Source organism: Telluria sp. ZT3P25 (assembly GCF_059685895.1).
This window is the reverse complement of record NZ_JCASIJ010000001.1, coordinates 276507-302047: the sequence shown is the minus strand read 5'-3', so window position 1 is coordinate 302047 and position 25541 is coordinate 276507. Positions and strand designations below refer to the sequence as shown.

The 25541-nt window shown below is 63.3% G+C and carries 20 protein-coding genes; 6 read left to right on the top strand and 14 right to left on the bottom strand.

Features of this window, described 5'->3' with window-relative positions; translation table 11 throughout:
* Positions 1–83 precede the first annotated feature (83 nt).
* On the top strand, positions 84–569 hold the full coding sequence (locus AC56LY_RS01400; RefSeq protein ID WP_499575852.1) for a hypothetical protein: 486 nt from the start codon (positions 84–86) through the stop codon (positions 567–569).
* Positions 570–661: 92 nt separating this feature from the next.
* Here the strand turns inward: AC56LY_RS01400 and AC56LY_RS01395 are convergent, their stop codons facing one another.
* The 9 genes from AC56LY_RS01395 to AC56LY_RS01355 all read right to left on the bottom strand — a co-directional run bounded on the left by AC56LY_RS01395 (position 662) and on the right by AC56LY_RS01355 (position 15544).
* Positions 662–1285, bottom strand: coding sequence for a 4'-phosphopantetheinyl transferase superfamily protein (locus AC56LY_RS01395; RefSeq protein WP_499575851.1), 624 nt, complete (start codon positions 1283–1285; stop codon positions 662–664).
* Positions 1282–5313 carry a Pls/PosA family non-ribosomal peptide synthetase gene (locus tag AC56LY_RS01390; protein ID WP_499575850.1) on the bottom strand — a complete coding sequence of 1344 codons (4032 nt, stop codon included), beginning with the start codon at positions 5311–5313 and terminating at the stop codon, positions 1282–1284. Before AC56LY_RS01390 ends, AC56LY_RS01395 begins: the two co-directional genes overlap by 4 nt.
* A gap of 254 nt (positions 5314–5567) precedes the next feature.
* Positions 5568–7217 carry a methyl-accepting chemotaxis protein gene (locus tag AC56LY_RS01385; RefSeq protein ID WP_499575847.1) on the bottom strand — a complete coding sequence of 550 codons (1650 nt, stop codon included), beginning with the start codon at positions 7215–7217 and terminating at the stop codon, positions 5568–5570.
* Positions 7218–7425: 208 nt separating this feature from the next.
* Entirely contained in the window at positions 7426–8451 is a 1026-nt protein-coding gene (locus AC56LY_RS01380) for a porin (protein ID WP_499575845.1), read from the bottom strand.
* Positions 8452–8481: 30 nt separating this feature from the next.
* The gene (locus AC56LY_RS01375; protein ID WP_499575842.1) at positions 8482–9186 is read right to left on the bottom strand and encodes a MarC family protein; all 705 of its coding nucleotides are present in this window, start codon (positions 9184–9186) and stop codon (positions 8482–8484) included.
* Between the two features lie 322 nt (positions 9187–9508).
* On the bottom strand, positions 9509–10897 hold the full coding sequence (locus AC56LY_RS01370) for a c-type cytochrome (RefSeq protein WP_499575840.1): 1389 nt from the start codon (positions 10895–10897) through the stop codon (positions 9509–9511).
* A gap of 12 nt (positions 10898–10909) precedes the next feature.
* Entirely contained in the window at positions 10910–12685 is a 1776-nt protein-coding gene (locus AC56LY_RS01365) for a GMC family oxidoreductase (RefSeq protein WP_332533090.1), read from the bottom strand.
* A gap of 3 nt (positions 12686–12688) precedes the next feature.
* A complete protein-coding gene (locus AC56LY_RS01360; protein WP_499575836.1) occupies positions 12689–13414 on the bottom strand; it encodes a gluconate 2-dehydrogenase subunit 3 family protein in 726 nt (241 codons plus the stop codon).
* Positions 13415–14176: 762 nt separating this feature from the next.
* On the bottom strand, positions 14177–15544 hold the full coding sequence (locus AC56LY_RS01355) for an MBL fold metallo-hydrolase (RefSeq protein ID WP_499575834.1): 1368 nt from the start codon (positions 15542–15544) through the stop codon (positions 14177–14179).
* Between the two features lie 195 nt (positions 15545–15739).
* Between AC56LY_RS01355 and AC56LY_RS01350 the strand changes: the two genes are divergently transcribed.
* The 4 genes from AC56LY_RS01350 (at position 15740) to AC56LY_RS01335 (ending at position 18267) form a co-directional block, all read left to right on the top strand.
* Positions 15740–16609: a prepilin peptidase gene (locus tag AC56LY_RS01350; protein WP_499575833.1), complete on the top strand. Its 870-nt coding sequence runs from the start codon at positions 15740–15742 to the stop codon at positions 16607–16609.
* On the top strand, positions 16606–17211 hold the full coding sequence (coaE, locus tag AC56LY_RS01345; protein WP_499575831.1) for a dephospho-CoA kinase: 606 nt from the start codon (positions 16606–16608) through the stop codon (positions 17209–17211). Before AC56LY_RS01350 ends, coaE begins: the two co-directional genes overlap by 4 nt.
* Before the next feature lie 87 nt (positions 17212–17298).
* Positions 17299–18054, top strand: a complete 756-nt coding sequence (zapD, locus tag AC56LY_RS01340) for a cell division protein ZapD (RefSeq protein WP_499575829.1) — start codon at positions 17299–17301, stop codon at positions 18052–18054.
* Positions 18055–18069: 15 nt separating this feature from the next.
* The gene (locus tag AC56LY_RS01335; RefSeq protein WP_499575826.1) at positions 18070–18267 is read left to right on the top strand and encodes a DNA gyrase inhibitor YacG; all 198 of its coding nucleotides are present in this window, start codon (positions 18070–18072) and stop codon (positions 18265–18267) included.
* A gap of 48 nt (positions 18268–18315) precedes the next feature.
* Here the strand turns inward: AC56LY_RS01335 and AC56LY_RS01330 are convergent, their stop codons facing one another.
* The 4 genes from AC56LY_RS01330 to secA all read right to left on the bottom strand — a co-directional run bounded on the left by AC56LY_RS01330 (position 18316) and on the right by secA (position 23776).
* Entirely contained in the window at positions 18316–18735 is a 420-nt protein-coding gene (locus AC56LY_RS01330; RefSeq protein WP_499575824.1) for an NUDIX domain-containing protein, read from the bottom strand.
* Positions 18732–19622 (bottom strand): ATP-binding protein, encoded by an 891-nt coding sequence (locus tag AC56LY_RS01325; RefSeq protein ID WP_499575822.1) that lies wholly within the window; start codon positions 19620–19622, stop codon positions 18732–18734. Before AC56LY_RS01325 ends, AC56LY_RS01330 begins: the two co-directional genes overlap by 4 nt.
* On the bottom strand, positions 19622–20860 hold the full coding sequence (gene argJ, locus AC56LY_RS01320) for a bifunctional glutamate N-acetyltransferase/amino-acid acetyltransferase ArgJ (protein WP_499575819.1): 1239 nt from the start codon (positions 20858–20860) through the stop codon (positions 19622–19624). The genes AC56LY_RS01325 and argJ overlap by 1 nt, the downstream gene beginning before the upstream one ends.
* Before the next feature lie 129 nt (positions 20861–20989).
* Entirely contained in the window at positions 20990–23776 is a 2787-nt protein-coding gene (secA, locus tag AC56LY_RS01315; protein ID WP_499575816.1) for a preprotein translocase subunit SecA, read from the bottom strand.
* A gap of 280 nt (positions 23777–24056) precedes the next feature.
* Between secA and AC56LY_RS01310 the strand changes: the two genes are divergently transcribed.
* Positions 24057–24548, top strand: coding sequence for a DciA family protein (locus tag AC56LY_RS01310; protein ID WP_499575813.1), 492 nt, complete (start codon positions 24057–24059; stop codon positions 24546–24548).
* A gap of 28 nt (positions 24549–24576) precedes the next feature.
* On the opposite strand, the gene lpxC is transcribed toward AC56LY_RS01310, so the two are convergent.
* Positions 24577–25512 (bottom strand): UDP-3-O-acyl-N-acetylglucosamine deacetylase, encoded by a 936-nt coding sequence (gene lpxC / locus AC56LY_RS01305; RefSeq protein ID WP_499575810.1) that lies wholly within the window; start codon positions 25510–25512, stop codon positions 24577–24579.
* Positions 25513–25541: the final 29 nt, after the last annotated feature.

The window sequence follows — 25541 nt, the reverse complement described above, 5'->3', positions numbered from 1 at the left end:
GGCGGACGTGAGGTCGGTGTATCTCCGATTCGCGCAACGAAGCAGGAGGAGTGCAGGTGTTGGTGAATCGAAGGAGAAACGGTTTGGAATGGACAGGAATACAATTGCGCGAGGCACGAAATGAGCTGCGCGCGACTGTAGAAACGCTTTTGGGTCGGTTGTTGTTTGAGTATTCGGGGCTTGAGACGGCGTTAGATTTAAGCCTTGCGTGGGTAGATGAAGGGAACACTTTCGATGAACGCTCAAAGAAAATTCAATGCTTCAGTTTTTTTCAAAAGTTGGAACTTCTAGAAGCAGATGTTCAAGGTCGGTGTGCCAACGATGGATTGCCTTTTTACCTGGCTTGGGTAAAGCGCAGCCATGCATTGCGCGAGCATAGAAATATTTTAGTGCATGGGAGAGTCGGCTTTGACATGAGTCGCAGCGTCGTCGTCGTTGTGTCAAGCAGGGCAACTTCCGAAACTTTAGTCTCAAACGAGTACAACTTGGATGAACTCAAGAACGTAGTTGGCGAGGCCGTGTCTTTAACTCAGGAGTTGTCTACTTTGCGTTCCAGTTTCCCGTTATAGAGCAGTAAAGGCTGCTGTTCGTGGTGACACGCAACCAGGTGACAGCGACGGGGTCAGGTAGGTGAGGTCTGCAAGTTCTCGACATATCGCCATTAAACAGACGACATTGCCGGCAGCGCGACATAACCCATGTAGCCGTCCGGCAGCGCCAGCGGAAAGCAGCGGCATGCCTGCAGCGCGACGGCGCGCTCTTCGCACCACTCGGCCAGTTGCAGGCCGAGGCACTTCAGGCGGGCCTCGTGTTCGCTCCAGGCATGCGCAAATGCGGCATCCCGCTCGCCATCGGACCGGGCTGCCAGCTTACTTGCTGCGACCGGCCCCAGGTAATCGCGCGCCACCGCCCACCAGTCCGGTACGGGCGAGATCGACATCACATCGATGCCGACCGCGCCGCTGAAACAATAAACGGCTACCGAGATGTCGCCGTCATGGCTGATCGACAGCGCAACCCGCTGATCCCCCGCATCCAGCGCCACCACCGCCCAGGGCGCTACACCCTGCGGCGAATGCAGTGCGATTCGGCCAGCATCGATACCGAAATGCGCGGCCAGCGCTGTTGTCAGCGCGGCGCGGATGCGCAGCCGGGCCGCTGCACGTGCTGACTCGCGTGCGGCCTGCCCGCGTACCCCCAGCAACGCCAGGCCAGGTGGCACAGCAAGCGAGGAACCGCTGGCGTCGCCGTCCCAGCAAATAGCCAGCGGCGTCACCACACTCACCCCGCCGCCCGCAAAGGCGCCGCAGGCAGACCAACCCAGCTCGTCGCGGCCGGAATATGCTCGCCCTTCATCACCAGCGTGAGTGGTCCCAGACGCGCGTTATCCCCCACCCGGGCGCTGTACAGTACCGCGCTGCGCGGACCGAGGTAGACCTTGCTGCCGATGTCGACCCGGTCGATCTTCATCACCCGGTCTTCGAACAGGTGGGTCTGTGGGCAGGACAGCGCATTGAGTTCGCTGTGGTCGCCAATGTGCACGCAGTCGAACTCCGTGATGTCGGTGGTGTCCATGTACACGCCCTTGCCGATGTGGCAGCCGAGCAGGCGGAAGGCGACCGGCAGCCATGGGGTGCCGCGCAGGTAGCGCATGAAGTTGGGCACCGCAATGCCTTCGTACATATTGGTAACGCCTTCGGACAGCCACACGAACGGCGTCCACATCGGCTCTGCGCGCTTTTCGTAGCGGCCCAGTAACAGCCACTTGAAGGCCAGCACGAACAGGTAGTTACCGATGCCGTAGGCCAGCCCGATCAACGCCAGGTAGGCAATGACAGCGCCCCAGTGCCCTGCCCCCGCGATCGGCATCAGGTCCAGCACCACCGTGTAGCCGACCGTAATCACCATGGCATGCGGCGCAACGATGCGGAAGGCTTCCACCAGCGCGCGGCCCAGGCGGCGCAGTAGCGATGGCTTGTAGGTCAGGTGCTCCGGATAACCGCCGACCTGTTCGCGCGCCGGCAGGCGAATCGGGGGCGAGCCAAGCCACGTGTCGCCCGCCGTCATGCGCGCGTTGTCCGGAGCGTGGGTGTGCACGCCGACCAGCACGCCTTCCGGCAGGATGGTGCCGTCCGGGATGTAGCTGCCGTTGCCGACGAACGAGCGGTTCGACACCACGGTCGGCTGCATCGTCATCCAGCCGCCATCGACATGTTCGTCGCCCAGCATCACAGCATCGGCGATGAAAGTTTCATCGCCCAGCGTCAGCATGTCCGGCACCACGCCCAGCGCGGTGGAGATCTCGGCATCGCGGCCGACCTTGGCGCCGAGCAGGCGGTACCAGAACGGCGCGTACACGGTGGCATAGATGCCGTGCAGGACATTCAGGCTCGACTCCTGGATGTGGCTGACCAGCCACTTCTTGCAATAGGCGTTCGAGTGGACGGCGTAGCGGCCCGGCTGGATGCGTGGCAGGAAGCCCCAGCGGATCGCCGCCGACACCAGCATGGTCAGGAACACCAGCACGGCGCTGGCCGGCAACGCCAGGACGAAGTAGCGCACCAGCTGCCCTTCGATGGTGCTCGCCTGCAGCCAGGCCAGCGCACCGCGTTCGTCGAACCAGTCGATCAGCACGAAGCTCGGGAACACCGGCATGAAGAACAGCGTCGCCACCAGCAGGATGCCGAAGACGAAGAACAGCGCTTCTCCTGCACGGCGCAGCTGACTCGTGTGCGGGCGCGGCGGCAGTGCCGATGGATCGAACGCATGGGCATCGCGTGCCGGAGAACCCTTCCAGACGCGGTTTGCGGGCACGACACCACCGTCCTGCAGCGCCGACTGGCCCTCCAGATGGCCGTGCCGCTCCACGCGGGTATTTCCTTCCAATATGGCGTACGACGACACGAAGGCGTCGTCTTCGAGCGTGACACTGCCCAGAATCAGGCGGCCGCGCTCCACGCGCGCGTTCTCGATATTGACGGCATTGCCGATGCTGACGTTGTCGCCAAACTGCAGCAGCTCGGGCGCGCGCACCGTCATCGAGCCGATCACGACATCGTCGCCAATCTTCGCGCCCAAGAGGCGCAGCCACCAGGTGTACAGTGACGACCCGGCCAGCAGATAGGTGGGCGCCGCATCGATCAGGCGGTCGGCCAGCCACCAGCGATAGTACGTCATGCCCCACAGCGGGTACGAGCCAGGCTTGAGCCGCCCGGCAACGAGCCATTTGCCGCCAATCGCCAGCACGAACTCCATGATCGTCGCCAGCAGGAACACGCCGATCGCCGCCGCGACGGCCCGGGGGACGCTGTCGCCGGGCGCGCCGGTCATGGAGTGGTAAGCGAAGAACGGCGCCAGCCACTGCGCCATGCGCAGCGTTACCAGCAGCGGGAAGACCGCCAGCTGGGCCAGGCCGCAGACCCAGCGTCGTGCTGCCGGCGGCGGGGTCCAGTCGGCCTCCATCGCCGTCGTTCCCGCGCCCTGATCGAGGCTGGCCGCGATCGCGCCAACCTGGCGCTTCTGGTAGATGTCACCCACCGTCATGTGGGCAAAGCGCGGATCCTGGCGCAAGGCGCTTGCCAGGCGGGCGGCAAAGAACGAGTGGCCGCCCAGGTCGGAGAAGAAATCCTGCTCGCGCCGGATCGGCTGGCCCGGGAACAGCTGGACAAGGGCCGCGAACAAGACGGTCTCCCCCGCTGTTTCCGGCGCATCCGATGCCGCCAGGTCGCTCGGCAGTGGCGCGCTCAGCGCCATGGCCTTGAGGGCCTTGCGGTCGATTTTTCCTGAAGTTAAACGCGGCATGACCGCGAGTACTTCGAAGCGGCTCGGCACCATGTAGGGCGGCAGGCGGCCGGACAGCGCCGTGCGCAGCGCAGTGCTCGCAAGCTGTTCGTCGGTTGCCGTCGGCGTCGGCACCAGATAGGCCACCAGACGGTCAATACCATCGTCCTTGCGCAGCAGGACGGCGGTGGTACCGATGCCATCCTGTTGGGCCAGCACGGCCTCGATCTCGCCCAGTTCCACGCGAAAACCACGGATCTTGACCTGGTCGTCGGTACGGCCCAGGCACACCACCTGCCCGTCCGGTTCGATGCGCGCAAGGTCGCCCGTGCGGTACAGGCGCGCATCGTCGCTGCCAGAGGCCCATGGGTTGGGCAGGAATTTTTCGACAGTCAGGTCAGGGCGCCCCAGGTAGCCGGCCGACAGGCCGGGCCCGGTAATGCACAGCTCGCCGGTGTCGCCGCGCGGCAAAATCTGCAGGCCCTTGTCGGTCTCGGTCGAGATGACCAGCAGCCCATAGTTCGGCAGCGGATCGCCGATGGTGATGGTGCGACTAGGCTCCATGCGGGCCAGGCTGGCCGAAACCGTCGCTTCGGTCGGACCATACGTGTTGAACATGACACGGCCGGGCCGCGAGAAGCGCTCGACCACGACTTCCGGACACATCTCGCCGCCCAGGTTGATGATGCGCAGGCTCGGAACGTCTTCGGCAAACAGCGACAGCAGGGTTGGCACCGCATGCAACACGGTGACGCCGTTTTCGGCGAGCAGGCGCGGCAGCGCCTCCGGATCGCCTGCGGCTTCCTTGGGGCCGAGCCAGAGCGTCGCGCCGACAAGGTAGGAAATCCAGATCTCTTCAAACGACATGTCGAAGGCGACCGAGAATCCCTGGTAGACACGATCGTCCGCACGCACACCCAGCACCGCGTTCTCGCTGCGCAAAAAATGGCAGATGCTGCGCTGGTCGATCAGGATGCCTTTCGGCTTGCCAGTCGACCCCGAGGTGTAGATTACATACGCAGGCGCACTCCCCGGGACCGCGCCGCGGCGCTTGAGCACGTAGCCATCCGCTGACGGCAGCAGCAGGGTCTCGGCCATGTGGATGGGTTGGGTAATACTGCCGAGGCGCTCGCGCATCCGTTCGCTGGTCACCAGCGCTGGCGACCCGGCGTCCGTCATGCAGACCAGCAGGCGCTCGGCCGGCGTGTCTTCGTCGACCGGCAGCCAGGCGGCCCCGGTCTTGGCGATCGCCGCCTGCATGATCAACAGGTCGATCCCGCGTGGCATCCACAGGCCGACGATATCGCCCGGCTTGATGCCTGAGTCGATGAGACGCGAGGCGGCCAGGCTGGCCTGCTCGTCGAGTTCGCGGTAGCTGAGCTGGCGTGCACCGGACACGAAGGCGGGCCGGTCGGGCGCACGCTGCGCGCTGGCTTCGAGCAGGTCGGCCAGGATTTCATCGCGCAGCAACTCGGGCTGGTGGGGTCCGTACAGGATGTCGGGGTGCTGCGTCGAGGAAATAGAATTTTTCATCGAGAATAAATGAGGCTGAGATGCATTTAAGCAAGGCTGTTGCAAACCGAAAATCCACATCGCCACGGCACACCCAGCGACACGACCACGCCATCGGGATGATTGCTTCCCAAGCTCAACTGGAACTGTTCCTGGCTGAAACTATAGCGGCGCCTTGGATTGTAGAGCAGCTGTATTGATGGCGTTGGCAGTGGGGCTGCATGATGGCCGTGTCGCCCGGCCCCGGTTCCCATAGGTTGGCCGGGGCTGAATACTTACCCGCGCAATGCCGGCATCGTCCGCGCGGACACGCGTGCTGACACACCCTGCTGCGCAACTGGTCCGTTGGTCTTGAACGACGACACCACGTGCGTCAGTTGCGCTGCCTGGTTCTGCATCGATTCGGCGGCAGCTGCCGCCTCTTCGACCAAGGCCGCGTTTTGCTGTGTCACCTGATCCATCTGCACGACGGCAGTGTTGATCTGCTCGATGCCCGATGACTGTTCGGCACTGGCGGCACTGATGTGGGACATCACGTCGTTCACACGGCGAATACTGTCGACCACTTCATTCATGGTGGCGCGGGCGTCGCCCACCAGTCGTGTCCCTTGGGCGACCTGGACCACCGATTCATTGATGAGGGCCTTGATTTCCTTCGAGGCGCTCGCACTGCGCTGCGCCAGCGTGCGCACTTCACCGGCGACTACGGCAAAGCCTCGCCCCTGCTCACCCGCACGCGCCGCTTCGACCGCGGCGTTCAGCGCCAGGATGTTGGTCTGGAACGCAATGCCGTCGATCACGCCGATGATGTCGGCAATCTTGCTCGAATGGCGGTTGATGCCGTCCATGGTATCGACCACGCCGGCGATCACTTCTCCGCCACGGACAGCTACCTGGGAGGCCTGTGCGGCCAGCGCATCGGCCTGGCGTGCGTTGTCGGCATTCTGTTTGACCGTGGACGTGAGTTCCTCCATCGACGATGCCGTTTCCTCGAGCGACGATGCCTGCTCTTCGGTCCGGGACGACAGATCCTGGCTGCCCACCGCCACTTGCGAGGAGGCGATCGCGATGGTCTCGGTGCTAGCCCGGACGCGTTCCACAATGCCGGCCAGGCTGTCGTTCATCTGCTTTAGCGCGCCGAGTAGTTGACTGGTTTCATCTTTGCCGCTGACGACGATGACGCTCGTCAGGTCGCCGGCAGCGACGGTCAGTGCCACCGACACGGCCTGGCGCAGTGGCTGCACGATGCTGCGCGTAATGGCGACGGCGCAGATGGTGGCGATCGTCAGCGCCACAAGGGCGACCGTCGCCATCGCCACCCGTGCAGCGGCGGCGCTGTCGTCGGCCATCTCGATGCTGGCACTGGCAATGGCGTTATTGAGGGCCACGATCTTCTCCAATGTCCCTTCAGAGCGCACGAACAGCGGCTCGGCAGCGCTGACCTGCTGGAAGAAAGACGAAAACAGTTTCTGGCGCCGCTCCGGCGACGTATTGCCAGCAAGCGCGGCCATGGTACGCGCAACCTGTTCTTCCGCGACTTGCCAGGCCTTCCACTCGCCCTGGAACTGATTCCAGAGTACGGTCTCTTCGGGCGTCTGTGGCAGAGGCTCATACAGGCGCCAGCCGGCGTCGATTCGTTCCCAGGCTTTGCGGCGGTGCGCAAGAATGGCATCCAGCTGCTGCCGCGCATCAGGATTGTTCTGGTATAGCGCTACCGACATGTCGTAGCCCTTTACTGCCGTCTGTCCTTCGCTCACTGACAGCAGCCCATGGATCGACGGCAGGCGTACGTGGCCCACTTCAGCGCCTGCAGCCGAGACCCGTTGCAGGCCGGTATTGGCGCTCCAGCCGAAAGCGATCATTGCCGCCAGCATGATGGCAACGAGCAAACCGAGTTTGCGGGTGACGTTCAGATTTTTCAGCATGATTCGGTATGTCGCGACACGAGATGGGGGATGGAATACATTGTCACCCGCGTGGCATGAAGTTTCCTAGTGGAAAATTCTTTTGCGTGTGTGATGCATCACGTCTCGCGACACGTACGTAGTACAAGCCCGTGCAACCACCTCGAGACCGCTGTGGTTTTCATGCAACCGAGGTACTGTGTTTTTCCGCAGACCCCTGCCCACCACATCAAAAATCGTAACGCAGCCCCACGGCCAGCGCACGACCACCACGCACACCGCCATCCACGTCCGCCAGGCCGCCGCGCCGCGTCGTCAACGCCGCCGTTTCGGCTTCACGATACAACTCGGCAAACAGCCTGGCGTCGCGCGACAGCGCGTAATCGATGCCGAGGTGGATGATCTCGTCACCGTAGTTGTCCACCTTCGCCAGCATCAGCTTGATCGTGCTCTTGCCCAGCGCATAGTGGCCATACAGATTGATGGCGCGGTTGCCATCGGTCGAGAAGCTGCCTGGCTGGCGGTTGCCCGTCTCGAATGTCTCGTACTTCACTGCGAGGTACAAGGCATCGGCCTGATGGCTCAGCGTGACGCCGTAGATGCGGTTCTTGCCATAGCCCGCGTCGCCGCGGTCATCGACCCCTGCCGCCAGGCGGGTGTCGCCGCGGACATACGTGGCCACCGCCTGCCAGCGGCGGTCGTCGATGCGCGAGGTCGAACGGCGGTTGCCGCTGCTGGGGGCATAGCCTGCGCCAAACGACAGGCCGTTGTAGTCCGGGGTCGTATACGCCAGCGTCTTGGCCACCCGGAACACGGTGTAGGTTGCATAGCCGCTGTAATAAGTGCTGAACATGTCCACCGGCGCCGCCACCGCGTTGTAGTAGGGCATCCACTGCTGGCCGTAGGTAAGCGCGCCGAGGGTGCCCTTCACCCCGACGCTGGCGATGCGGATGTTTTCATCCTGGTCGTAGGGGTCGCGCAGTCTGGCATTGGCGACATCGACCGGCAGCTCGACTTGGCCGACGAGCGCCAGATTCGCATTGATCGGGTATTTGCCGCTGACGCCCACGCGCGAATACGCGTCGCGCAGGCCGGTATAGGAATCGGCACGGTCTGGATGGACCGATTCGACCTGGGTGCGCAGCGAGCCGTAGAAGTCGAGTTCCGGCGTGTCCTGCGCGAACGCGGCGCTGCCGCAAAGCGAGCCCGATAATGCAAACGCCATGCGGGCAGGTGTGGTGGTGAGGAAAGTCATCGATGGTCTCCAAAGGTCAGGACCATAAGGTCACATTAAAACAGCAAGATGGGTGGCCACCGGCATCAGACTGAGCACCAGTTCGCGCACCCCGTCCCAGACGATTTGCACGCCCAGACACAGCAGGATGAACGCGGTCAGGCGCAGGAAGACGGCGGTGCCGGCTTCGCCGATCAGGCGCAGGAAATGCTCGCCGTAGCGGAACGCCAGGTACAGCAGCACGCCAATCAGGCCCAGGGCGAGCAAGGCGCCACCCATGCGCGCCAGTGAAAACACGACCTTGACATCATGCAGGGCCACACCGACCGTGATGGCGACGGCGATCGAGGCCGGGCCACAGCTGATCGGGAAGGTCAGCGGATAAAAGGCTTGGCGCTGCGCGTGTTCCGGTGTGAAGGTCTCGGCCAGGGAGGCCCGGCTGTCGGGCGTGGCTGGCGTCGCCCCGAGCAGGCGCCAGGCGACGGACGCCAGGATCAGGCCGCCGCCAATGCGAACGATCGGCAGCGAGATGCCGAAAAAATCGAGGACGTACGAGCCGATCAGCATCGAACCGGCCATCAGCCAGAACATGTTGCGGGCGATGCGGCGTGCCAGCAGCGCCCGGATCGTCGGCGATGCGCCTTCGGTCAGGCTCAGGAAAATCGGCGCGGTTGCGGCCGGATTAAGGATTGGCAACATCGTTACCAGTACAAACAGGAAGCTCCTGGCTGCCACCAGAATAAGTTCGATCGTCATGGATAGTCCGGCAGCCCCGTCAGGCTGCAACTCGGTTGCCAGCGCATGGGGTCGCTGGCGTGGTGGTTGTTTACGTGCACACCTTCAAGCGAAACACGACGCGTGCCGATGTGGAACCTGCCGTCGTCGCGGGGCTCTTTTGTCCGACAGCAGAAACTGTACAGGAAGGTCGGACGTGATGGACACACGCCTGACGTCAGCATGCCGATCGGAAAGCGTCGTTTACCGCCGGCACACGCCCAAAAAAAAGCGGCGCCGCCAGCACCGGATCACGTGAATGACCCTGTACCGACGGCGCCGCCGTCACGCTACCCTCACACGTTTAGTGCTTGGTATCGCCCTTGTCCATCTCGTGGATCTCGTGGTCCTTCAGTGCCTTGCGCACCTTGGCCACATCGGCTGCACCGACTGGCGCGGCCTTGTTGCCCCAGGCATTGCGCACGAAGGTGGTCAGGTGCGCCGTCTCTTCGTCCGACAGACGCCATGCGAAGCCCGGCATGCCCAGCTCCGATGGCGCCGTCTTGGTCGAAGGCAGGCGTGCGCCGGCCAGGATCACGCGGATCAGCGAGCTCGGATCCTGCTGCAGCACGGTCGGGTTGCCCGGCAGCGCAGGGAACACATTGCCCGAGGCCTTGCCGTCGACACGGTGGCAGGCCGAGCAATTGTCCAGATACAGCTGGACACCGCGCTGGCTGTCGTCGCCGCTCATGATGGTGTCGACCGTCGCCGTGCTGGCCGTGAAGCTGGCTTTCTTGTTGCCCGTGGCCGGCAGCGTCTTGAGGTAGCCGGCCATGGCGCTCAGGTCGGCATCCGTCATGTTCTGCGTGCTGTGCAGGACGACGTCCTGCATCGGCTCGCCGAGCACGCCGGAATGGCTGTTGCGACCGGTCTTGAGGGTATCGACGATATCCTTTTCGCTCCAGTTGCCCATGCCATCGACCTTGTCGCCACGCAGGTTCACCGCGAGCCAGCCATCGATCAGCGGACCGCCAGCCAGGTACTCGGGACCGGACTCGTCCAGCGCCAGCTCATTGAGCGTGGCGGCGCGCGGGGTGTGGCAGGTGCCGCAGTGACCCAGGCTCTGCACCAGGTAGGCGCCACGCGCGATGCGCTGGTCGGCGTACTTCGACAGGTCCATCGGACCCTGCACCGGCACGAAGGTCTTGCGCCAGATGCCCAGCGGCCAGCGGATCGACAGCGGCCAGCGGATGTCGGCCGCGCGGTTCGCGGCGCTTGCCGGCGCCACGCCGTGCATGAAGTAGGCGTACAGCGCGCGCAGGTCGTCGTCGCTCATGCGGGCATACGACGGGAACGGCATCGCCGGATACAGCGTGCCGCCGGTCGGCGTGATGCCGTGGCGGATCGCGCGATCGAAGTCGTCCAGCGAGTAATTGCCGATACCGGTCGTCTTGTCCGGCGTGATGTTCGTCGAGTACATATTGCCGATCGGCGACTGGATCACGCGGCCGCCCGCAAAGGCTTTGCCGCTTGGCGCCGTGTGGCAGGCGATACAGTCCGAGGCGGTGGCGACATAGCGCCCCTTCTCGATCAGGCCGGCATCAGGCTTGGCGCCCGCTGCAAGCTGCGGACCGGGTTCGATCTTGCGCGTCTCGGTAGGCGCGACGGCGTAGCCGTACATGCCGGCAAACACCAGCGCACCAACGATGCCAAGGGTCAGGAGGACTTTTTTCACAGGTTTTTTCGTCGTCATCTGTTCGTCCTCTTATGCCTGAACCAGTGGGCCTGGGTTCTTGATGTACTGCTCACGGATCGCCTTGGCACACCAGTACGCCAGCGCGCCGACCATGCCGGTCGGGTTGTAGCCATTGTTCTGCGGGAACGCGTTGGCGCCCGGCGCGAACACGTTCGGCACATCCCACGACTGCAGGTACTTGTTCAGGGCCGACGTCTTCGGGTTGTCGCCCATGATGGCGCCGCCGACCGTGTGCGTGCTCTGGTACTGGTTGATGTTGTAGTGGCTGCCCGCCTTTTTCGCATCGCCCTTGATGGCCAATGGATTGAGCACCTGGCACATGTCCTGCGCCTTGCCGACCAGGTATTGCGACGCGATGATTTCGTTCTCGTGCCAGTCGAACGTCATGCGCAGCAATGGCCGGCCGAAACCGTCCTTGTAGTTCGGATCGAGGTCGAGATAGGCATCGTCGTACGACATGCAGGAGCCCTGCACTTCGAAGTAGAACGAATGGCGCATCGCGTCCTTGGCGCCCTTCTTCCAGTCGCTGCCCCAGCCCGGTACGCCCGGTGCGGTCGCGATGCCACGCACGGGACCGCCGCCCGGCTGGCGCGCCCAGATGATGCCGCCGCCGATGAAGCCGGTCTTGGTCGGATCGTTGCGGTTGCCGTTCAGGTCATCGAACGTGGCGCCGCCACCGCCAATGCCCATGAACTGGTTGGCATGCACGGTCTCGTCGAAGAACAGCGAGACGCGGTTCAGGTTCTGGTACGAGTAATTCTTGCCGACGGTACCGGTCTTGGTGACAGGATCGTACGCCGGGCCAATGCCCGAGAGCAGCATCAAGTGCACGTTGTAGAGCGAGAACGCGGCCAGGATGACGATGTCAGCCGGCTGCTCGGTCTCGCGGCCCTGGGCGTCGAGGTAGTTCACGCCGGTGGCCATTTTGCCGTCCGGCGTCAGGTTCACCTTCATGACTTGCGCCATCGTGCGCAGGTCGAACCCCTTGCGGCCACGCAGCACCGGCAGGATGTTCGCGTTCGGGCTCGCCTTCGAGTAGTTCAGGCAGCCATAGTCCGAGCAGAAGCCGCAGAAGTTGCACGGGCCCATCTGGCAACCGTACGGGTTGACGTAGGTGCCCGAGGCGTTCGAGGCCGGGATCGGGTATGGGTGGTAACCCATCGCGTTGGCGGCCTTGTAGAAGTATTCGGCGCCGAGGTAGTCCGGGTTGGGCCCGAGCGGGAATTCGCGCGAGCGCGAGCCTTCGTACGGATTGCCGCCGGCAACTTGCGCGCCATTGATGATGCCGCCCTTGCCCGAGGTGCCGCACACGTATTCGAAGTGGTCGAAGTGCGGTTCCAGATCTTCATACGTGATCGGGAAATCCTGGATCGACATGCCGGCCGGCAGGATCTTCTTGCCGTACTTCTGTTCCATGATGCTGCGGATCTTGAAATCCTCTGGCAGCGCGCGGAAGTGGCAGCCCGACCAGTGCGAACCGGCGCCGCCGACGCCCGTGCCCGGCTTGAACGAGCCCATGCGGCGCATCGGCACGGCCGACGTCGTGCCGTTGTGGCGGATGGCGATGGTTTCCTGCGCCAGCGACTGGAGGTACTTGCGGTGCACCGAGCCTTCGAGCTCGTCGATTACGCGCGGATAGGCGAAGTCGGGCTGCGTGTCGCGGTCAGGGCCGCGCTCGAGCACGACGACGTTCATGCCGGCGTCCGTCAATTCCTTGGCAATGATGGCGCCAACCCAGCCCATGCCAACGATCACTGCATCTGTTTTTGGTTTTACGATTGCCATCTTTTATCCTCTCCGTCCCGCCAGATCGACCGGTCCGAGCGGATACGGTTTGTCGCGAATCTTGACCCACTCCAGATAATCGCCCCGCATGCCGGGGTAGCCGATCATCTTCCATGCGCCCATGTTCTTGTTGCCGCCGTGGCTCGGATCGGCAAAGTAGCCGGCCCGCACTTCGGCGAGGAAGTCAGCGAAGAACAGCTTCGACGAAATGTCGGCCAGCTTGATCTTGCCTTCTTCGAGATCCTTCAATACCGCCTCTTGCATGCGCAGATCGAGGTCGGCAAACGCCTTGCCCGAGAAGCTGCTGGCGCAATGCGCGTCGACGGCCTTGATGCCCACGCGGATGATGTCCTTGAGCGCCAGCTTGCCCTGGTAGCCGAATTCGGACGTGGCTTCAAGAAACGGCCCCTGCATGTACCAGATCGCGCCGGCGGCGTATGGTGTCTGCATATGGCGGTCGAGGAATTCCGGCACGCCCAGTTCGACGGCGCCAGGGCCGTGCTGGTCATGCGGGATCAGGCGATCGACGGCGGCGATGACGAATTTCCATTCGGTCGCGGTAAAGAATTTGGGGGTGTAGGCATCAGGCTTGCCTTCGGTTGGCGCTGCGGCCGTCGCGTTGGGCAAATTCTGCTGGATTGCCGCTGCCGCGCCCGCGCCCATCGGCACGAAGACCAGGGTCTTGATGAGCGTGCGGCGCCGGGAAGGAGATTGCTGGTCATCGGACATAATGTCGTTGCTCCATATTGACGTTGGATATAGATACTTCAGGCATCTCGCATGATAACCATGCTGAACTTGATGCGCTATTGAAAATCCTGGCGCTGAAATTCACACTGCCCATTATGTGTCGTTGATTGGCACCATTTTGCAGTGGGCCCGCTGCGCTAATTTCCGTATAGGGAAATACGTATCGACCCCACCCCTATATTTACAAATGAAACATTCGAATATTCAGAAGTTTCAAGAGTTCGAGTACCTTGGATGGATTGCACTTGCTATGCGGACACAGCGCTGCACGACACAATCACTGGCTGGCACAAACGGCGCCAATGTAAATACAAGTGTTTCGTAACGGATATCGTGCGGGTACGAGGCACAGGCCAGGATGTGCGTACGACATCCTGCAAGCAGGGTCCGAGAAGGATGCGTTGCACTCTGGGCACGCTTTTGCCAGCGCACCTGGATGTGGTCGACAGGCGCAGGCAAAAAACTTCACATGTTGCATAAATGAAACACTGTAATGACACTAATCAAGACCTGCAAAATGCGATCTCATTCAGAAACAGAGTCCGGTTAATAGCAACATAATAATGACTCGATATTTTTCGGCATCGGTATATGGTTGAGATGTAATGACAAAACCATGCGCATTTCTAATGATCCCATCACGTAATATGATGAGAACAAAATGAATGACCGATCCGGATTCATGCCCGCATCACAACCCGATAGTAATTGGCTGCGCTGCCGTCAATTCAAGCAGTGCATTTACGGCAATGATGTGCGTATTGCACGCCAGGCCCAGGCCAATACCGCACGCAGCAATGTACCGCCCAGCGTGCATGGTCGTTGTTGATTCAGTACGCGCCGGCAAAGACGCTGAGGCACGAAGAAACGCACAAATGTCGTCATGCCGCGCGCACGCATGCTTCGCAGGCAGCCACCCGCCACCGTCGTGTCGAACCCGTCCGCGGCGCGCAGCAGGTACAGCGCTGTCCCCGAACACATCGCGATGTCAGCCTGGGCATCGCGCGCCAGTGGACGCAGGCCGTGCCGGTACGACAGCACGAGCGTCCGGCGCAGGTCGGGCAACGCGAGGTGCAGCGGACGCACGACGCCAAGCCATTCCAGCCAGCGCGGCAGACCATGCAGGTGCACGTCGGCGCGCTCGCAGTAACTGGCGAACGCCTCTTTCAATTCAGGCAGCGTGGCCTGGGCCGGGCGCGGCAGCGGCGCCGGCTGCGCGCGCCAGCGGGCCATCCAGTACACCAGCGCTGCGTCGTGCTGCGCGCGCAAGGTGGCTGGCGTAACGAATCCCAAATCGAACTGCGCGCCGGGCTGCATGAACCGGATGACGCCACGTAGTGCGGCCAGCCGCGGCGCGGCGAGCACGTCCAGTGGCGTGGGAAGGCCGTGATTGCGCCACGCGTTGTCGATGCGGCCGAACTGCGCGAACGAGGCCACCGGCACGACCAGCCGAGGCCGGAGTTCGTCGATCTGGCACGCGATGCGCGCGATGCCGCGCCCGGCTGCCGCTTCGCTGCGCGTGGCATCGTCGGGATTGTCATACCAGGCCAGGTCGGCAAAGCTGGTCAGCAGCAGATCGACACGAATCTGCGCCGCGCGTAGTTGCACGGCCGCGCGGCGGCATGCTGCGGCGGTGGCCAGCGCCCGTTCGCCCAGGTGCAGCAGCGTGTAGCTGCCACACGCGATCAGGCAGTACGACCCGGCCTCGCCACTGGCATGGGCTGTCAGGCGCAGGCCGGGGGCCAGCGCGCGCGCCGCGCCGACGGGGCATTCGGCAACGGCCAGATGGTGGCGCCGCAATTCGTGGGCCAGGTGCCAGTCGCCCTGGCGGCAGAGAAAGGTGGCGACGCCGCGAAATTCGGCGCGAAAACGCGTGACGAACTGGCGCGACAGGTGATCCGGCCGGGCGCTGGAGCACCAGACAAAGACCGGCAAGCCGCTGGCATTGAGTTCGGCGATCAGACCGGCGCTGCCGGTAGCGCCGTCGAGCAGGCGGCAGGCATCGTTGTGCACCGTCCCTTCGAGCCACGGGTCGATCAGCAATAGCACACTGTCGGTGCGCAGCAACCAGCTGGCGTGGTTCAGGAATGTGAATGTCGGGCTTGGCATGGGCGTGGTCGAACGGAGCGTCGATGGACCGAGTCTGGTGGGTTGTTGCGCAGCCTGCGTGAGGCGTCGCAATCGTGCGCGGGGACGGGCAAAGCGCTTCGCCAAACGGGGGAAACGCCCTACAATAAGGTTGTTCTACAGAATCTACCGTGCAGCCTGCCCGTACTGCACGCCACCTGACCCGAAACGACCGACATGCCCCTGGAATCCCTTTTGTTTGCACTCCCTGCGCAGCTTGCACCCACGCTGGTAGCGGCCCTGCTGGGCCTGTTGGTCGGCAGCTTCCTGAACGTCGTCATCTACCGCATCCCGAAGATGATGCAACGTGAATCCGACAACTACGTCGCACAGGAAAGCGGCCAGCCGCCACCGCACACGGACCGCTTCAACCTGACGGTGCCCCGCTCCGCCTGCCCGTGCTGCGGGCATCGGATCACGGCCATGGAAAATATCCCGGTCATCAGTTATCTGGTCCTCGGCGGCAAGTGCCGCAAGTGCAAGACGCCGATTTCGCCGCGCTATCCAGCCGTCGAACTGTTCACTGCCATCGTCTCGGCCCTGCTGGTCTGGACCTTCGGCAGCGGCGCGATGGGCATGGCCAGCCTGCCCTTCGCGTGGCTCCTGATCGCGATGACCTTCATCGACTACGACACGCAGCTGCTGCCGGACGATTTGACCTATCCGCTGCTGTGGGCGGGCCTGCTCATCAACCTGAACGGCACCTTCGTGCCGCTGCAGGATGCCGTCATCGGCGCCGCCGCCGGCTACCTCGTGCTGTGGTCCGTGTACTGGCTGTTCAAGCTGGCCACCGGCAAGGAAGGCATGGGCTATGGCGACTTCAAGCTGCTTGCCGGCCTGGGCGCGTGGCTGGGCTGGACTGCGCTGCCGACCATCATCCTGCTGTCGTCGGTCGTCGGCGCCATTGTCGGCATCAGCCTGATCGTGTTTGCCAAACGCGCACGCGACAAGGCGATCCCGTTCGGCCCTTACCTGGCGGCCGCGGGCCTGCTGACGATGCTGTATGGCGCGCAGCTGGGCGGCTTCACGGCGGGCCTGTTCGGATGACGCCGGCGTTTTCGGTGGGGCTTACCGGCGGCATCGGCTGCGGCAAGAGCACGGTCGCCGACCTGTTTGCGGCGCGGGGCGCGACGATCGTCGACACCGACGTCATCGCCCATGCGCTGACGGCGCCTCAGGGTGCGGCGATGCCCGCCATCGTGGCCGAATTCGGCCCCGACTTCGCGCAGCCGGATGGCGCGCTTGACCGCGCCCGTATGCGCACCCTCGTGTTTTCGGATGCCAGCGCCCGCGCGCGGCTGGAAGCCATCCTGCATCCGCGCATCCGCGCCGCGACCGAGGCGGCCGGCCAGGCGGCCACGGGCGCTTATGTCATGTATGTCGTGCCGCTCCTGATCGAATCGGGCAGCTGGCGTGAACGCGTCACGCGCGTGCTGGCCATCGACTGCAGTGAAGACACGCAGGTGGCGCGCGTCATGCAGCGCAGCCACCTCTCTGCCGACGAGGTGCGGGCGATCATGGCAACCCAGGTCACGCGCACCCGGCGCCTGGCCGAAGCTGACGACGTCGTCGACAACGATGCCGGCCTGGACGCCCTGCAAAAGCAGGTACAGGCATTGCATGAACGGTATCTCGCGTTAAGTCTGTAACAATAGTGATGCAGGGTTTGTAATTTCGGCCCGCATGGTTCAGAATCACGCAGTTGCCTTCCCGCCTACATTCAGAGGAATGTCATTTTGATCGTCTACGAATATCCTTTCAACGAGCGGATTCGCACGTTGTTGCGGCTGGAAGACCTGTACGAAAAATTCAAGTTCTTCGTGCATCAGGAACACCCGATGCAGCACCACGTCGCGCTCGCGACGATCTTCGACATGCTGGAAGTGGCCGGCCGCGCCGACCTCAAATCCGACCTGCTGCAAGAGCTCGAGCGCCAGAAGCAATCGCTGCTGGCTTACCGCAGCAACCCGGCCGTCGTGGCCGAAACCCTCGACGCCGTACTGGCCGAACTCGATGCGGCCAGCAGCGCGCTCGTCGCCAGCCAGGGCAAGACCGGACAGAACGTGCGCGAGAACGAATGGCTCATGAGCATTCGTGGCCGCACGATCATCCCGGGCGGCGCCTGCGAGTTCGACCTGCCGTCGTACTTCGCCTGGCAAAAGCGCCCGTTCGACAAGCGCTTCGAGGACATCATGGGCTGGTTCGGCCCGCTCTCGCCGCTGCTCGAAGCGCTGTCACTGGTGCTGCGCCTGCTGCGCAATTCGGGTACGTCGGTCAAGCTGTTCGCTGCCGCCGGCAGCTACCAGCAGATGTTGCAGGGTAAAATCTACCAGATGCTGCGGCTAACGCTCGACGAAACCACCGGGGCAATCCCCGAAATTTCGGCCAACAAATACATGCTGTGGGTGCGCTTCACCAGCCAGGACGGCGACTGCAAGCCCAAGCCGCTTGAAGTGGACGTGCCGTTCGACCTGACGCTCTGTAATTTTTAACTGATTGACCGTACGATGACCGTTGTCTCCTGCCCTACCTGCAGCAAGAAAGTCGAATGGACTGAGGCGAACAAGTATCGCCCGTTCTGCTCCGAGCGCTGCAAGCAAATCGACCTGGGCGCCTGGGCCGAAGAAAAATTCGTCATCCCCGGCGCCGTGCCGGCCGACCCGCTCGATCCGTTCGACGAACCACCACCGCCACCACAGCGCTGACATGGGGCGCGCGCCTGGCGCTGTGGCCGGATCTTGATGAGCTGAGCTTTACGTGACAGTGTCCGCAAAGCGGACGCGGTCGAGCCATTCCAGCAGCGGGATCGTGGCCGGCAGCAGCGGGCTGACGCCATACGAACCCTGCCAGGCAAAGGCCTGCCCTTCCAGGCTTTGCGGTTCACCAAGCCACTCGCGGCAGATGTAGAAATACAGGCGCACGTGAGCGTGCTCGTAGACGTGTTCGACGCAGCACCACGCCTCTCCGCTCACGACCTGGACCCCGAGTTCTTCCATGAACTCGCGCTGCAGCGCCGTGAAGATGTCTTCGCCCGCTTCGACTTTCCCGCCCGGGAATTCCCAGTAGCCGGCATACGGCTTGCCATCCGGGCGCTGGCCGAGCAGCACGTCGCCATCCGGGCGCATCAGCACGCCGACGGCGACATCGACAGGATTGGCGTTCACATTACTCATGCTGCTTGATCCGGCAGCTTGCCTGCGTAGTCCTTCGCGAACTGCCAGGCCACGCGGCCCGAGCGCGAGCCGCGCTGCAAGGCCCACTGCAGCGCTTCGGGCCGCGCCGCCGCGATCTGCTCCGGCGTGCAGCCGAAGCTGGCCAGCCAGTGGCCGGCGATCGCGAGGTAGTCGTCCTGGCGGAACGGATAGAACGACAGCCACAAGCCAAACCGCTCGGACAGCGAGATTTTCTCTTCGACCGTCTCGCCCGGATGCAGGTCGCCATCCGTGCCATGCTGGTAGCCGGCGTTGTCCGACATTTTCTCGGGCATCAGGTGGCGCCGGTTGGACGTCGCGTAGATCAGCACATTGTCGGACTGCGCCGAGATGCTGCCATCGAGCGCCACCTTCAGCGCCTTGTAGCCGGCCTCGCCCTCTTCGAACGACAGGTCGTCGCAAAAGATCACGAAGCGCTCGGGCCGGCCGGCGACCAGGTCGACGATGTCGGGCAGGTCGGCCAGATCGGCCTTGTCGACTTCGATCAGGCGCAGGCCCTGGTCGGCGTAGCCGTTCAGGCAGGCCTTGATCAGCGACGATTTGCCAGTGCCGCGCGCGCCGGTCAGCAGCACGTTGTTGGCCGGGCGGCGCGCGACGAACTGGCGCGTGTTCTGCTCGATCTGGCGCTTTTGCGCGGCGACGTGGTGCAGGTCGTCCAGGTTGATGGTGGACGCGTGCAGCACCGGCTGCAGGTAGTTGCCGGCACCGCCCGCGCGGCGGCGCCAGCGGAAGGCCGTGCTGCGCTTCCAGTCCGGCTCGCGGGCATGTGCGGCCGGCAGCACCGCCTCGAGGCGCTCGAGCAGGCCTTCGGCGCGGCGCAGGAACTGGTCCAGTGGCGACGTCACCATCAGGACCGGTAGTCGGCGTTGATCGTGACGTAGTCGTGCGACAGGTCGCAGGTCCAGACCGTGGCCGTAGCGTCGCCGCGCGCGAGCTTGACGCGCACCGTGATCTCGGACTGCTTCATGATGCGCTGGCCGTCTTCTTCCCTGTAGTCGGGATTGCGGCCGCCCGCCTTGGCGACCCAGACGTCGTCCAGATACAGGTCGAGCTTCGTGACATCCAGGTCGTCCACGCCGGCATAGCCGACGGCGGCCAGGATGCGGCCCAGGTTCGGGTCCGACGCGAAGAACGCGGTTTTCACCAGCGGCGAATGCGCGATCGCATAGGCGATCTTGCGGCACTCGGCCACGTCGGCGCCTTCGTCGACCGTGATGGTCATGAACTTGGTGGCGCCCTCGCCGTCGCGGATGATCTGCTGCGCCAGGTTGCGCGAGATGTCGGTGACGGCTTCCTTCAACGCTTCATAATCCGCGCCTTCGGCCTTGTCGATCACGAGCGAACCGGCGCCGGTGGCGACGATGATGAACGAGTCGTTGGTCGACGTGTCGCCATCGATCGTGATCGCATTGAACGAGTGGTCGGCTGCATGCTTGACCAGTTCATCGAGCACTGGCTGCGCGACCTTGGCGTCGAACGCCAGGTAGCCCAGCATCGTGGCCATGTTGGGCTTGATCATGCCGGCGCCCTTGCTGATGCCGCTCATCGTGACGGTGTGCCCGCCGATGGTGACGGTGCGCGACGCGGCCTTCGGCTGGGTGTCGGTGGTCATGATCGCCTCGGCGGCGTTGTACCAGTTGTCCGCCTTCAGGTTCGATACTGCGGCCGGCAGGCCGGCGACGACTTTCTGCAGTGGCAGCTGTTCCAGGATCACGCCGGTCGAAAACGGCAGCACCTGGCCCGGCTCGATGTCCAGCAGCTTGGCCAGCTCGGCGCAGGTGGCCTGCGCATTGGCCAGGCCCTCTTCGCCCGTGCCCGCATTGGCGTTGCCGGTATTGACCACCAGCGCGCGGATCGGCGCGCCGCCATGCTTCACGGCGGCCAGGTTGGCCTTGCTGACCTGGACCGGCGCAGCGCAGAAGCGGTTCAGCGTGAACACGCCGGCGACAGTGGCGCCTTCGGCCACGCGCATCACGAGGATGTCCTTGCGGTTGGGCTTCTTGATGCCGGCTTCGGCGAAACCGATCTCGATGCCGTTGACGGGTTTCAGGTCGGCTGCGATTGGCAGGGGGGAATTGACGGCCATGGTGATCTCGTTGGAAAAATTGCGAATCTCTTATTGTAACGGCACCGTCATCCGGTACGAAATTGCGGGCCAAAATAAAAAGCGGCCGGGTTTCCCCGGCCGCTTCTACATGCTACCTGCATGCTGCGCTTACGCCAGCTTGCCGTGGCACTGCTTGAACTTCTTGCCGCTGCCGCAAGGGCATGGATCGTTACGGCCGACCTTCACGCCCATATAGCTGCTGTGGTCTTCCGCCGAAACCGCGTCGCCTTCGCCGTCCTTGTTCGGGTTCGGATTGAACAGCTCTTCCGGCGCGGCCGACGGGTTGTAGTCGGCGTGCTGGTAGTTGACGTTCTCGAGCTGGGCTGCCTGCGCTGCCATCGCCGCTTCGGCTGCTTCGACTTCTTCGCGCGACTGGATGTGGACCGTCATGACCGTGCGGATCACTTCGTTCTTGATCAGATCCAGCATGTTCGAGAACAGCTCGAACGCTTCGCGCTTGTATTCCTGCTTCGGGTTCTTCTGTGCGTAGCCGCGCAGGTGGATACCCTGGCGCAGGTGGTCCAGCGCCGCGAGGTGTTCGCGCCAGTGGGTGTCGACGCTTTGCAGCATGACGTTGCGCTCGAAACCGCCGAACGATTCACGGCCCACGATGCCGACCTTGCTGTTGTACGACGTTTCGGCCGCCGTCAGCACGCGCTCGAGCAGTTCGTCGTCGTTCAGGTTCGGCTCGTCCTGCAGCATCTGCTGCAGTGGCACGTTCAGGCTCCACTCGCCTGCCAGCGTCGTTTCCAGCGCCTTGACGTCCCACTGTTCTTCGACCGATTCGGCCGGCACATGGATGCGCACCTGGTCGGTGAACACGCCCACGCGCAGCGAATTGATCATCTCGCTGATGTCGGTCGCTTCGAGCAGTTCGTTACGCTGGGTGTAGATCACCTTGCGCTGGTCGTTGGCGACGTCGTCGTACTCGAGCAGCTGCTTACGCACGTCGAAGTTGCGGGCCTCGACCTTGCGCTGGGCCGACTCGATCGAGCGCGAGACGATGCCTGCTTCGATCGGTTCGCCTTCCGGCATTTTCAAGCGGTCCATGATCGCGCGCACGCGGTCGCCCGCGAAGATGCGCAGCAGCGCGTCGTCCAGGCACAGGTAGAAGCGGGATGAGCCCGGATCGCCCTGACGGCCCGAACGGCCGCGCAGCTGGTTGTCGACGCGGCGCGATTCGTGGCGCTCGGTGCCGATGATGTGCAGGCCGCCTGCATTGACCACGTGGTCGTGCAGTGATTGCCATTCGTCGCGCAGCGTCTGCGACTGGGCCGCTTTTTGCTCCGGGCTCAAGCTGCCATCGGCTTCGATGAGCTGGATCTGCTTGCCCATATTGCCGCCCAGGACGATGTCGGTACCACGGCCAGCCATATTGGTGGCGATGGTGATCATCTTGGGACGACCCGCCTGCGCCACGATCTCTGCTTCGCGTGCGTGCTGCTTCGCGTTCAGGACGTTGTGCGGCAGATTCGCCTTGGTCAGGATGCCTGACAGGAGTTCGGAGTTCTCGATCGAGGTGGTACCCACCAGGACCGGCTGGCCGCGCTCGTAGCAGTCGCGGATGTCCATGACCATCGCGTTGTACTTCTCGTCGGACGTCTTGTAGACCTGATCCTGGCGGTCCTTGCGCTGCGACGGCCGGTTCGGCGGGACGACGACGGTTTCGAGGCCGTAGATTTCCTGGAATTCGAATGCTTCGGTGTCGGCGGTACCGGTCATGCCGGCCAGCTTGCCGTACATGCGGAAGTAGTTCTGGAACGTGATCGAGGCCAGTGTCTGGTTCTCGTTCTGGATGCGCACGCCCTCTTTCGCTTCGACGGCCTGGTGCAGGCCATCCGACCAGCGGCGGCCCGTCATCAGGCGGCCGGTGAATTCGTCGACGATGACGACTTCGTTGTTCTGCACCACGTAGTGCTGGTCCTTGTGGTACAGGACGTGGGCGCGCAGCGCCGCGTACAGGTGGTGGATCAGCGTGATGTTGCCGGCGTCGTACAGCGACGCGCCTTCAGGCAGCAGGCCCATCTCGGTCAGGATCGCTTCGGCGTGCTCGTGGCCCGATTCGGTCAGCAGCACGGTGTGCGCTTTTTCGTCCTTCAGGTAGTCGCCCGGGACTTCGATCTTGCCCTTGCCGTCCGGCGTTTCTTCGCCGATTTGCTGGACCAGCTGTGGCGGCACCGCGTTCAGGCGGATGTACAGGTCGGTGTGGTTCTCGGCCTGGCCCGAGATGATGAGCGGCGTACGCGCTTCATCGATCAGGATCGAGTCGACTTCATCGACCACGGAGAAATTCAGGCCGCGCTGAACGCGCTCGCGCAGGTCGTAGACCATGTTGTCGCGCAGGTAGTCGAAGCCGAATTCGTTGTTGGTGCCGTACGTGATGTCCGAGCTGTAGGCTTTCTGCTTGCTGTCGTGGTCGAGCTGCGACAGGTTGACACCGGTCGTGAGGCCCAGCCAGCCGTAGAGCTGGCCCATCTGGTCGGCATCGCGCTGCGCCAGGTAATCGTTGACGGTAATGACGTGCACGCCCTTGCCCGACAAGCCGTTCAGGTAGACCGGCAGCGTGGCCATCAGGGTCTTGCCCTCGCCCGTGCCCATCTCCGCGATCTTGCCCTGGTGCAGGACCATGCCGCCGATCAGCTGGACGTCGAAGTGGCGCATCTTCATCACGCGCTTGGCAGCTTCGCGGCAGACGGCGAATGCTTCCGGCAGGATCTCGTCGAGGGTCGTGCCCTTGGCCAGCCGGTCCTTGAATTCAGGCGTCTTGGCTTGCAGTTCCGCGTCCGAGAGCTGCTCCATCTGTGGCTCGAGCGCGTTGATGACACGCACGGTCTTTTGATATTGCTTGAGCAGTCGCTGGTTGCGACTGCCGAAAATCTGGGTCAGGAATGACATGCTTGGTTTCTAGTATTAAATACGCCGCAATAGACGCCAATGAGGGAGCCAAGATGATATCAAACAGATTTCACCAAAGACCGCGTTAGGCAAATAACCACTGATTTTATCATGCGATTCGGCCACACTTGGGGATCGTGGGCAGGATAACAAGTCCCGCAGGGACAGAAACGTTATCAGACTGCCTCGTATGGCGTGCAAAATCCCACCCTGCATTGCCCGCGACCCGGCGCTGCGCCGGGGTTTCCCCATCTGCCGCGCGCTGTGGTATGTTCCGAGCATGCAGCAACCTCCCCCAAAGCGCCCGGTCCATATCTTCGGCACCAAGAACCGGCAGACCTCGCACGCCGCCACCGACTTCCTGCGCTCGAACGACCGCCTGGCCAGCCTGATGCCGGCCATCACGCGCATGGCGCGCCTGCAGTCCGATTGCGCCGCAGCGCTGCCGGCCGTGTTTCACAACTGCGATGTGCTGTCGTTCCAGGAAGGGGTATTGATTCTGGCCGTGCCCAGCTCGGCGCTGGCGGCGCGGCTCAAGCAGATGCTGCCCAAGCTGCAGACTACGCTCATCGGGCGTGGCTGGCAGGTGGAATCGACCCGCATCAAGGTGCAGGTCACGCGCGCGCTGCCCGACAAGCCCGAGATGCGCACGTTGGAGCTGCCACCGACGGCGGTGCGCGCGTTCGAGGAACTGGCAGCATCACTGCCGGACGACAAGCACAACCGCGACCTGGTGGCCGCGCTCAGGGCGCTGGCAGCAAAAAGAAAATGAGAGAAAATAAACGCAGGTAAAGCTGAGATCAGCTCTGCGCCCACTCGCGCGTCATCTGCTTGACGTACGACGGCGGCGCGGTATCGAGCGCATCGAAGCTGACGATTTCGTACGCATCCGGCTGCGCCAGCAAGGCGCGCAGCAGGTCGTTGTTGAGCGCGTGGCCCGACTTGTGGGCCGTGTAGCTGGCCAGCAGCGGATGGCCGACCAGGTACAGGTCACCGATCGCGTCGAGAATCTTGTGGCGCACGAATTCATCTTCGTAACGTAGACCGTCGGCATTGAGGATGCGGTATTCATCCATCACGATCGCGTTCTCGAACGAGCCGCCGCGCGCCAGGCCCATCCCGCGCAGGCTTTCCACGTCCTGCATGAAGCCGAACGTGCGCGCACGCGCGACGTCGCGCACATAGGTGATGTCGCCGAAGTCCACGCTCGCGCGCTGCATCGTGCCATCGACCGCCGGGTGATTGAATTCGATGAAGAAGTCGAGCTTGTAGCCATTGTGCGGCGACAGGCGCGCCCACTTTTCGGCCGCGCCGCTGCCCTGGCGCACTTCAACATCCTTCAGCACGCGGATGAACTTGCGGGCCGACGGCTGCTCTTGCACGCCCGCCTGCTGCAGCAGAAACACGAACGACGACGCCGAACCGTCCATGATCGGGATTTCCTCGGCCGTCACGTCGATGACGAGGTTATCGATGCCCAGACCGGCGCAGGCCGACATCACGTGTTCGACGGTCGAGACGCGCGCATCGTCCTTGATCAGGACCGACGCCATGCGCGTATCGCCCACGACGTGCGCGGAGCTGGGAATGGACACGATCGGGTCGAGATCGACCCGGCGAAACACGATGCCCGTGTCCGGACCGGCCGGGCGCAGCGTGAGTTCGACCTTGCGGCCCGAGTGCAGTCCGACGCCCGTGGCGCGGACCAGTTCCTTGATGGTTCGTTGTTTCAGCATGGATCGATTATAGCCCAGCGTCTCGGGCG